The sequence below is a fragment of the Allobosea sp. P4_C6 genome (assembly GCF_056402015.1).
The window spans coordinates 1-10,467 of the sequence record NZ_JBFUIF010000075.1 but is presented as its reverse complement, the minus strand read 5'-3'; the positions used below and the strand labels follow the sequence as shown (position 1 = coordinate 10,467).

Sequence of the window (10,467 nt, the reverse complement as noted above, 5' to 3'; positions counted from 1 at the left end):
ACGCGGGGCCGGTCCTTGTCGCGCGACATGTAGATTCGCAGGCGGTCGATCTTCATCGGCTCAGTCCTTCGGAAAATAGACGCCCCGCTTCCAGCGGGTTTGCACATAGACATGTTCGCGGAAGGTGCCCTGCGCATAGGAGCCGGCCCCCTCGGTGACGGGGATCGAGACGTTCATCTCGCTTGGCCATTGCGCAACGAAATCCTCGTCGATCTCGACGCCGAGACCCGGAGCGTCGGGGACGACGATATAGCCAGCGCGTGAAACCGGATGCGGGATGACAGTCTTGGCGCGGCCCTCCCAATCGTCCTCGATGCGTTCGAGAACGAGCCCGTTCGGGCAGCTCGCGAGGAGATGGAGGGCGGCGTATTCCGCAACCGGCCCGAGCGAGCCGGAATGCGGCGCCAGCATGATGTGATGCGCCTCCGCCATGGCCGCGATCTTCTTCATCTGGGTGATGCCGCCGGCGCGGCCGGTGTCGGGCTGCACCACATCGATCAGATCGCGCTCGATCAACTCGCGCTCGCCGAACATCGTCGCCATGCGTTCGCCCGCTGCCAGCGTCACGGAGGAATGGTTGCGGATGCGGGCATAGCCGTCGAGATTATCGGGTGCGATCGGGTCCTCGACCCACATCATCCTGTAAGGCTCGAGGGCGCGGCAGAGCTGCGTCGCATCGGCTGGTGTCAGCCATGGCGGGCCATGCAGGTCGATGGCGATGTCCATCTCCGCTCCAACAGCCTCACGCAGCCCCGCGACTTTCCTGACGGGATCGGAGACGCCGCCGCATTTGATGGCGGTGACGCCGCGCTGTTTCAGCGAGAGCGCGGTCTCCGGCGTGTTGGCGTGGCCGTAGATGCGGATCCTGTCGCGCAGCTTGCCGCCGAGCAGATTCCAGACCGGCGTGTTCAGCGCCTTGCCCTTGATGTCCCACAGCGCCATGTCGATGCCGGTCATCGCGCCGGCACCGACGACGCCGGTCATGCCGTGGCCCATGATCGCGATCTGCATCTTCTGCCAGAGCCGCTCGATATGCAGGGGGTCTTCGCCGACAAGCAGCGACTTCAAATCCTCGACCGCCGTCCTAATGACGCGAGGCCAGCCGGAGCATTCGCCGATCCCGGTGATGCCCTCGTCGGTAACGACCTTGACGAACAGCCAGTTGCGGCTTCCGGTGAGGTTCTTCGAGAATTGCTGGGTTCCGAACGAGCCGTCTGCAGCCCAGTTCTTCAGGCTGGGGGCGCCCGCATGCATCAGGAATGTCTTGATATCGACGATCTTCATGGGGGCTGATCCGTAGGCTCGTTAACCGGCGTAGCGGTGGCGGCGATGGATGCTGCGGGCCCGTGGGTCGGGTCGCGGAATGGCGGAGAGCAAGGCCTGGGTATAGGCGTGCGTGGGCGCATTGCAGACTTGCTCGGCCGCACCGGTCTCGACCACCTTGCCGCGGTACATCACAGCCACGCGGTCGCACATGTAGCGGATGACGCCGATGTCGTGGCTGATGAATACGTAGGACAAGCCGAGCTTGTCCTGCAGGTTCATCATCAGGTCGAGCATCTGCGAGCGCAGCGAGACGTCGAGCGCCGAGGTCGCCTCATCGGCGACGATGACGCGTGGGTTAAGGGAGATGGCACGCGCGATGCCGATACGCTGGCGCTGGCCGCCGGAGAAGGCATGCGGATAGCGCTCCCGCCAGGAGGGCTCCAGGCCGACCTGGCGCAACAGTTCAGCGACCCGGTCGTCGAGCTCTTTGCCGGAGGCGATCTTGTTGACGAGTAGGGGCTCGCCGATGATCTGGGCCACTGTCATGCGCGGGTTGAGCGACCCGACCGGATCCTGGAAGATCATGCGGATCTCGCGCCTGCAGGCCTTCAGCGTCTCCTTGTCAGCCTTGAGCAGGTCGACGACCTCGCCGTCGGCGCGTCGATAGTCGATCGCTCCGGCATTGGGCTCGTAGACGCGCAGTAGGCAGCGCCCCATCGTGGTCTTACCCGAACCGGACTCGCCGACGATGCCGAGCGTCTCCCCAGGTCTGACCTCCAGCGAGACGTCGTCGACGGCCTTGAGCGGGGCCTTGGGCGAGCCGAAATGCATTTCCAGATTGCGGACCTGCAGGACGGGCGGAACCTCTTGCGCAAGCGGCGCGCGCCTCAGTCTGATCTCGGCCTTCTGTTCGAGCTTTAGCACGGAGCCGATCAGCATCCGGGTGTAGTCGTCCTGCGGCGCGTGGAATATGGCGTCGACCGGGCCGCTCTCCATCACCTTGCCGTGGTGCATCACCAGCACCTCATCTGCGATCTCCGCGACCACGCCCATATCGTGGGTAATGAACATCACAGCCATGCCGTGCTGCCGTTGCAGCCTCCTGATCAGATCGAGGATCTCGGCCTGCGTGGTGACGTCCAACGCGGTCGTCGGCTCGTCGGCGATGAGCAGGGAGGGTTTGCAGGCAAGCGCCATCGCGATCATTACGCGCTGGCGCATGCCGCCTGAAAACTCGAACGTATAGCGGTCGACGGCGGCTTCGGGTTTGGGGATTTCAACCTGCGTCAGGAGCTCGACGCAGCGCGCGCGGGCCTCTTTCTTGCCCATGTTCAGGTGGAGCTGCAGCACCTCCATGATCTGGTCGCCGACGGTATGGACCGGCGACAGCGACGACATCGGCTCCTGGAAGATCATCGCGATCTCGCGGCCGCGAACGGCACGGATCTCGCGCCCCCGCGGGTTGAGCTTCGCCAGATCGACCGAGCTGCCATTGGGGCGATGCAGGACCATCGCACCGGAGACGATGCGCCCGGGCGCATCGACGATCTGCAGGATCGAGCGCGCTGTCACGCTCTTGCCCGAGCCGCTTTCGCCGACGATGCAGAGCGTCTTGCCGCGCTGGAGGGTGAAGGAGACGCCGTCGACGGCCCGGACGACACCGTTGCGTATCGGGAAATGCGTCACGAGGCCGGTGACTTCGAGGATTGTCGGGGCTAGGGCGGCAGCGCGCGTCTCAGGGCCTGTGGCGAGATCGATGACGCTCATTTGTTGTACGGATCGGCTGCGTCGCGCAGTCCGTCTCCCAGGAAGTTGAGGGCGATCACGGCGATCACCACGGCGACGCCGGGAGCAAACAGCCAGGGCGCGGTCGCGATGGAGCGGATGTTCTGGGCCTCGCGCAGCAGCACGCCCCAGGAAATGGTCGGCGGCTGCAGTCCCAGGCCGAGAAAGCTCAGCGAGGTTTCGGCCAGAATCATCGCGGGGATCGCCAGGGAGATCGACGCGATGATGTGACTGGCGAAGCTGGGCAGCATGTGGCGAAAGATGACCCGCCCCTCCGAGGCGCCGTCGAGGCGGGCCGCGGTGACGAACTCCTCGGTGCGCAAGCTCAGGAAGCGGCCTCGCACGACCCGGGCAAGCTGCGCCCAGCCCGTGAGCGACAGGATCAGCGTGATCATGAAGTAATTCAGTGTCGCCGGCCAATCCTGGGGCAAGGCGGCCGACAGAGCGAGCCAGATCGGGATGCTCGGCAGCGACAGCACGAATTCGATGACGCGTTGCACCGCGAAGTCGATCCGGCCGCCGAAATAGCCGGAGATACCGCCGAGCAGGATGCCGATCGTAAGGGAGAGCAGGACGCCGACCAGGCCCACCGACAGGGAGATCTGGGCACCCTGCATGATGCGGCTGAAAACGCAGCGGCCGAGGCGGTCGGCCCCGAGCAGGAAGATCGGCTGGGTCTTGTTCTCCGAGGCGATCAGGTGGGTTGTCGTGCTGAACAGGCCGAAGAGTTTGTATTCGTAACCTTCGCCGAAGAACCTGACATAGCTCCTGCGAGTCTTGTCCTCGCTATAGACCGCCGAGAGCGTTTGCGGGTCGCGCTTGAATACGTTCGGATGGATGAAGGGACGCAACGACCAGCCCCCATCCGCGCCCCGGTCGATGAAATGGATCGTCTGCGGCGGATGAAAGGCGGCCCGCGCGTTCTGTTGCGAGGGATCGTTGATGGCGAAGAAGCCCGGCGCGATGGCGATGATGTAGAGGAACACCGTGACGACCAGTCCGGCCATGGCGAGATGGTGACGCTTGAATGCCCACCAGACGAGTTGCCATTGCGACGCGACGGCCAGTCGCTTGATGTCGATGGACGAAAGAGCGCTGTCGGTCATGGCCTATTCCAGCCTGATGCGGGGGTCGACGAGGGCGAGTAGAATGTCGCTGATGAGCGAGCCGATCAGGGTCAGCGCGCAGATCAGCAGCACAAAGGCGCCGGCCAGATACATGTCCTGGCTCATCAGTGACTGGAGCAGGAGCGGCCCTGCGGTCGGCAGGCTCAGCACGATGGCGACGATGATCGAACCGGAGACCAGGTTCGGCAGCAGCCAGGAAATCGTCGAGATGAACGGGTTGAGGGCGAGGCGAACCGGGTATTTCACCAGCAGGTGGAATTCCGAGAGGCCCTTGGCGCGCGCCGTCGTCACATAAGGCTTGTGCAGTTCGTCCAGCATGTTGGCGCGCATGACGCGGATCAGGCTGGCGGTGCCGGAGACGGCCAGGATGATGACGGGGATCCAGAGATGGTGGAGTAGGTCGATGACCTTGCCGATGCTCCACGGCGCCGTCAGGTACTGTTCGGAGAACAGCCCGCCGACCTCCTGCCCGAATTCGACGGCCGCGACATACATAAGCACGAGTGCGAGCAGGAAGCTGGGAACAGCGAGGCCTAGGAAGCTGAAGAAGGTGATGATGTAGTCGCCGATCGAGTATTTCTTGACCGCCGAGAAAATGCCGATCGGTAGCGCGATGCCCCAGGTGGCGAGCAGCGTCGAGAAGGTCAGCACCAGCGTCAGCGCCATCCGTTCCCAGATCAGGTCTCCGACCGGCTGCTGCCACTCGAAGCTCAGGCCAAAATCGCCCCTGAGGACGATGTTGGTGATCCATTTGAAGTACTGGATGATCATGGGCTGATCGAGCCCGAACCGGGCGCGCAGATCAGCCGCGGTGTTTTGATCGACGACTTCGTTCGAGGCTGCGAGCGTCGCGATATAGGTCGTGACGTAGTCGCCCGGAGGCAGCTGGATCAGCACGAACGCCAGAAAGCTGACGACGACCAGAGAAGGCACCATCCAGAGGAGGCGCTTTGCGATGAAGCGGAGCATGGCACAGCCTGTTTCGGTGAGGGAGCCCGGTTACGCTCGAAGCGTAGCCGGGCTCCGGTCGCTCATGTCGCGAAGAAGAACTGCTGTGGCAGGGCCGGGCCGGGATTGGGCCAGGTCCAGGCGTTGGGGTATCGCGCCGGCACGTTCTGCAGGTTGTTCTTGCAGATGCCGAAGGCGTTGACCGCAAGGCAGATGCCGACGGTCTCGAATGCCTCGGCCGTAAGGTCGAAAACTTGCTTCATCAGAGCGGCGCGCTTCTGCAGATCGGCCGTGGCGCGGGCCTGATCGAACAGCTTCATCCGCTGCTTCTGGCTCTCCGGCGGTTCCTGGCCGTCCTTGCCGCCCGAAACATACCATTGCGCCCAGGGAATGGCGTAGCGCGAGCCCTGCGTATGCTGGGCGAAGTAGTCGCGCGGATCGAGCATGGGGTCGAGCCCGCCGGGCCCCGGCCAAACCGCCGCGTCATGGTCGTTGTTGTCACCCCGCGTGTAGTAGAGCGCGCGCTCGATCGTATTGACCTTGATGTCGACGCCGATCTCGGCCCAGTGGCGCTTCACCAGTTCGAGCGCGTCGACCTCGTCGGGATACAGGGTCGGGATCACGTCGATCGCGAAGAAGACCTTTTGTCCGTCCGGCCGCAGCCTGATGCCGCTGCCGTCCTTCTTGGCGTAGCCGAGCTTGTCTAGGATGGCATTAGCCTGGGCCGGGTCATGATCGGTGAACTGCTCCGACAGGCCCGCATGATACCAGGGGTGCCCGGGGCGCGGCCCGGTCTGGTGCGGCTGCGACTGGCCGAGATAGACGAGGTCGATGATCTCCTTGCGGTTCATGCCGAGCGAGAGCGCCTTGCGGAATTCCTTGTTGGCGAACATCTCCCTGACCTTCGCGTCCTTGTGGGTCATGTTCAAGTAAATCTGAACCTGCTGGGACGAGGAGCTGATCAGCTCGATCAGGCGGTAGCCGCCCTTCTGCATGTTCTGCGACAGCGTCGRCTTGTTCTGCAGCGTGTCGAGATGACGCTCCTGAATGTCGAGACGTCCGGAAATCGCGTCGAGCATCAGCGACTCCACGTCCTGCGAGATGTTGAAGGTGAGCCGATCGATATAGGGCAGCTGGTTGCCCGCGGTATCGACCTGCCAGAAATAGGGATTGCGCTCCATCACGACGCGGGTCGCGCCGCCGGTATAGGCCTCCTTGACCACCCAGGGGTCGAGTGTTGGCTTGTCGACATTGCCCCAGCGCGAGGGAATTTCGATATCGCCGCATTTGTTTCGGAACAGCGTGCCCCAGTCGGAGAGGTTCGCCGCCTTGACTAGATCCGCGATGCCGGAATTGTATTTGGGATGGAACTGGCTGCAGTAATGCTTGGCGAAGAGCGTCGGATATTGCCCGAGCGGCGTCGCCATCTGCTCCAGGAACAGTGCATAGGGGCTGGCGAAGGTGAACTTGACTGTCGTCTCGTCCACCTTGCTTGCCGTGCAGGACTTGTTGTCGATGACGATCGCCGAAGGAGCGGATTTGTAGAGTTCGGTGTTCTTGGCACAATCCTCGATGGAAAAGACGACATCATCGGCCGTGAACGCCTTGCCGTCGGACCATTTCATGCCCTTGCGCAGGTAGAAGGTGAATTCGGTCGAATCCGGGTTCACCTCCCATTTGTCGGCGACATTGGGCAGGACTTCGGTGAAGGCGAGGTTCCAGCGCACCAGGCCCTGATTGCCGACCATCCTCAGGATGCCGTTATGGTCGGAGGAGCCGCGCAGGCCGCGCCTGAGCGAGCCGCCATAGCGGCCGACCTTCTCGACCGTGATGACCAGAGGATTGGCCGAGATGCGCTCGGCCAGCGGCGGCAGCTTGCCGTCCGCCGCCAGTTTGGCGAGAGCCGGCGCTTCCTTGGCGGCCTGCGCGAAAGCCGCATGGGGCAGGGCCGAAAGCGCGGTTGCGCCGGCAAGCCCCTTCAGCATGTCGCGGCGGTCGAGCCCGCGGCGCCGATACGCTCCTCGTTGGGTGTCCTTGCTCATGCTATCCTCCCTCACTGAGGTGTTGCCGGCCCTTTGGCCTTGTCGTTCAGGGTCGAAAGCTGTCGGGCGGCGGCTGGTGCGACCGCCCGTCTTGTTCACATCAAGCCACTCCGATCCGCACCGTGGCCCGAAGGACTTCGCCGGGGTTCAGCACGCGCATCCCGGTCTCCGGCTGTCCGGCTGCCGCGAGATTAAAGGCGTCCGCGACATGGCTCACGGGCTCAAGGCACAGATAACGCCCGCCAGCCGGGACATGTAATACGAGATGGTCAAGAGGGGCGCTGGCCTGGATCACAATCTCAGTGCCGTCATGCCGTTGAATCCAGGCATTGCCATCCCAGCCGGCGTAGTAGGTCGTGACGTCCCTGTCGCCATGACCCGAGTCGTATTGGCGGGCGCTGCCCGCAAGCCGGTGAAGCTGCTTCCCGCACCCGTCGGCATCGGCCTGCCACAAGGCGTCCGCGGTGAACCGGATCCTGTCGCCCTTCGAGACCGCGAAATAGGGATGAACACCCAGTCCCATTGGCATGGCCGAGTCCGCGCGGCTTTCAACGCCGATCTCATGCGTCAGGCCTGAAGGACCAAGCGTGATCAATTGCACCACCTCGAACGCCCAGGGCCAGCCATTGGGATCACTTTGCGGATCGTGGCGGTAGCGCATCTCGATCTGAGCTGCGGCCTGCCGGCTCACGGTCCAGGGTCGCATCTGGCAGAAGCCGTGCAGCGCGTGCGGAGCCGCGGCCGGGTGCGGCGCCAGTTCGACCCGGGTTTCGCCGAAGCGGAACGTGGCATCACGGATGCGGTTGGAATAGGGGACGAGCGGATAGCTGCCGGCCTTTGGCCAGATGGCAGGGTCGAACGCGGCTTCGGGCATCGGCACTAGCAGGTCGGTGCGATGGCCGCTGGTCTCCCTGCGCCAGAACGAGGCGATCCGGCCCCCATCCCGAGGCCTCACTGTCGCTCTCATCGGCCCGGCCGAGAGAGCATGGACAGACGGCGAGGCCTGCGCAGAACGAAGCTGTGCCGTCGTCGCGTCCGCCATAGTCACGTTTCGTCCCATGAGCCGGGATGTCCCCGATCTTGAGTGAAAGGCTAGGAGCGGTGTCGGGCTCTGTCAACGGCCGTTCTTACTATGTATGAAACCATGCCTTATCTCGCAGTTGCAGCATCAATATTTCTTACATCGTAGTAATTCATCGTTGCGAGCTGCCGGGCGCCTGCGTAAGTTGCGGCCTTCGCCGCTTCATCTCGCTTGGACAGGCCCGGCTTCCTTTCATGCGCAATCGTGTCGCCAGCCTCGAGAAGGATGCCGGGCCCGACGATGAGGGGCCGCGCGACGAGGTTCGCGGCACGCGACTGGTCGGCAAGGCGCTGAACCTGATCGACCTGATCGCCGCCTCGCCCGGCGAGCACCGGGCACAAAGCCTGGCCGATGAATTGGGCCTGCCGCGCAGCACGGCCTACCGCATCATCAATACCTTGCAGCAGCGCGGCCTGGTTCGCGTCGATGCTGCCGGGCAGGGCTATTTCCCCGGCTTCAAGTTTCTAGAATACGCCCAGGCCGTTTGGCCGATCCCGGATCTGCCGATGCTCGCCATGACGGAGATCCGCTGGCTGCACGAACTTAGCGGGGAAACCGTCTATTTCGCCGCGCCCGGTGGCGCCAGCATGATCATCCTGCAGAAGATCGTGAGCCTGTATGCAGTCAGCACGGGCGCGCCTCTGGGCAGCCTGCGGCCATTCTACTGCTCGGGAATGGGCAAGGCTCATCTGGCAGCATTGGCGCCGGCCCAGCGCGAGGCCCTGATCGGCCGCATGAGCTTCGAGCGCGTCACGGACCGCACGATCACCGACCCGACCCAGCTACGCTCGCAGCTCAATGTCTTCCGGTTGCGAGGCTATGCCATCGACGACGAGGAGTTCATGGAGGGGGTGCGCTGCGTCAGCGCAGCCGTGCCCGGCGATGGCGACGTCCCGATCGGAGCCTTCACGGTATCGGGGCCCTGTTACAGGATGACGCTGGAGCGCGCTCATCAGCTCGGACCCGAGGTTGCAACCGCAGCCCGGCGGCTTGGCGAGGCCGTGGGGCGGCGCGGCGGCACGCGTCCGCGTGGCCGGCCCGATGGCGGGGAGATGCCGCTCGCCTCCAGCGCCCGCTCGTTCCTTGGGAAGTCGCCGAGTTGGGATGCCGAGACCAGCTCCTTGCTCTGGCTGGACGCGCTCGCGCCCGCCATCATGCGTTCGCGCGACGAGGAGCCCACGGCTCCGCCCCGGTCGGAGGTGATGGCCCGGTTTACCTCGCCGGCGATGGCCCTGACGTCGATGGGCGAGGGGCGCTGGTTCGTCGCGACGGAAAAGGGCGCCATGACCGTCGACCGGGATGCGCGCTTGACGCCGTTGAGCCCCGAGCTGTCGCCGGAGGTGCTCGCCGGCATCACCTGCGCCTGCCACGGGCGCGATGGGCAGATCTGGCTCGGCGTCGGGGAAACATCGGCTCCCCAGATCCGTCCGGGGCTGTACCGTCTCATCGACGGTGAGGCCGTGCTGGAGGCCGAACTGCCGTCTGCTCCCACCGACATCCTGATCGATTCCTCCGGGCGTCATCTCTACGCCGCCCTCCGGGATGCCGGTGACATCGTCCGTTTCCGCATCGGACCGGGCAACGAGCCCGGGAGCCCGGAGCTGGTCGCGCGCGTCGATGCCCTGCACGGGCGCCCCATGGCGCTGGCTCTGGAAAAGCCGGATCATCTGTGGGTCGCGTTGTGGGATGGCTGGAGTCTGGCGCGGCTGCGGCGCGACGGCTCCGACACGCGGCTTCTGTCCTTGCCCGTGCCGCGCCCGACAGGGCTGACATTCGGCGGCCGCGATGGCGACCTGCTCTATGTCACCAGTGGCCGCATCGGTTTGACTCCGCAGCAGATTGCCGAGTCTCCGACCTCCGGCAATGTCTTCGCCCTCGACGGCCGCCTTCGCGCGGCCTTGCTGCGCTGAGCCGGGGAGCCGCCAAGTCTATCGCCAAGCTCAGGTCTCTCATCACGCTCAAGTCTATCATCTCGCTCAACGATAAAAGCCGGGAGACGACGCATGGAAGAACAACCGCCGACCGCCCTTCGCAACCTGCTGATCACGGGCGGGGCCGGCAATATCGGGCGGAAACTGCGCCGGGAACTGGGCGCCCGCTTCGAGCGCATCCGCATTCTCGATGCCGTGGCGCCGRCTGAGCTGGCTGCGAACGAAGACGCCGTGCTTGCCGATATTGGCGACATCGCCGCCGTCGAACGGGCCATGGAGGGTATGGC

At 64.4% G+C, this 10,467-nt stretch carries 7 protein-coding genes and 1 pseudogene; 2 read left to right on the top strand and 6 right to left on the bottom strand.

Features of this window, described 5'->3' with window-relative positions:
• Positions 1-60 precede the first annotated feature (60 nt).
• The 6 genes from AC1DVA_RS25020 to AC1DVA_RS24995 form a co-directional block, all read right to left on the bottom strand.
• A complete protein-coding gene (locus AC1DVA_RS25020) occupies positions 61-1,284 on the bottom strand; it encodes a mandelate racemase/muconate lactonizing enzyme family protein (RefSeq protein ID WP_265055398.1) in 1,224 nt (407 codons plus the stop codon).
• A gap of 21 nt (positions 1,285-1,305) precedes the next feature.
• A complete protein-coding gene (locus tag AC1DVA_RS25015; protein WP_476807662.1) occupies positions 1,306-3,033 on the bottom strand; it encodes an ABC transporter ATP-binding protein in 1,728 nt (575 codons plus the stop codon).
• Complete coding sequence (locus tag AC1DVA_RS25010) at positions 3,030-4,157, bottom strand: ABC transporter permease (protein ID WP_265055396.1); 1,128 nt, start codon at positions 4,155-4,157, stop codon at positions 3,030-3,032. The genes AC1DVA_RS25015 and AC1DVA_RS25010 overlap by 4 nt, the downstream gene beginning before the upstream one ends.
• Positions 4,158-4,160: 3 nt before the next feature.
• Positions 4,161-5,147, bottom strand: a complete 987-nt coding sequence (locus AC1DVA_RS25005; protein WP_265055395.1) for an ABC transporter permease — start codon at positions 5,145-5,147, stop codon at positions 4,161-4,163.
• Positions 5,148-5,209: 62 nt separating this feature from the next.
• Positions 5,210-7,168 carry an ABC transporter substrate-binding protein gene (locus AC1DVA_RS25000; protein ID WP_476807661.1) on the bottom strand — a complete coding sequence of 653 codons (1,959 nt, stop codon included), beginning with the start codon at positions 7,166-7,168 and terminating at the stop codon, positions 5,210-5,212.
• Positions 7,169-7,268: 100 nt separating this feature from the next.
• Entirely contained in the window at positions 7,269-8,135 is an 867-nt protein-coding gene (locus AC1DVA_RS24995) for an aldose epimerase family protein (protein WP_476807663.1), read from the bottom strand.
• 308 nt (positions 8,136-8,443) lie between these two features.
• Here AC1DVA_RS24995 and AC1DVA_RS24990 point away from each other — a divergent pair, with 308 nt between their 5' ends.
• Positions 8,444-10,159, top strand: coding sequence for an IclR family transcriptional regulator domain-containing protein (locus AC1DVA_RS24990; RefSeq protein ID WP_476807660.1), 1,716 nt, complete (start codon positions 8,444-8,446; stop codon positions 10,157-10,159).
• Positions 10,160-10,252: 93 nt separating this feature from the next.
• A pseudogene (locus AC1DVA_RS24985) lies at positions 10,253-10,467 on the top strand (NAD-dependent epimerase/dehydratase family protein); the annotation flags it as partial.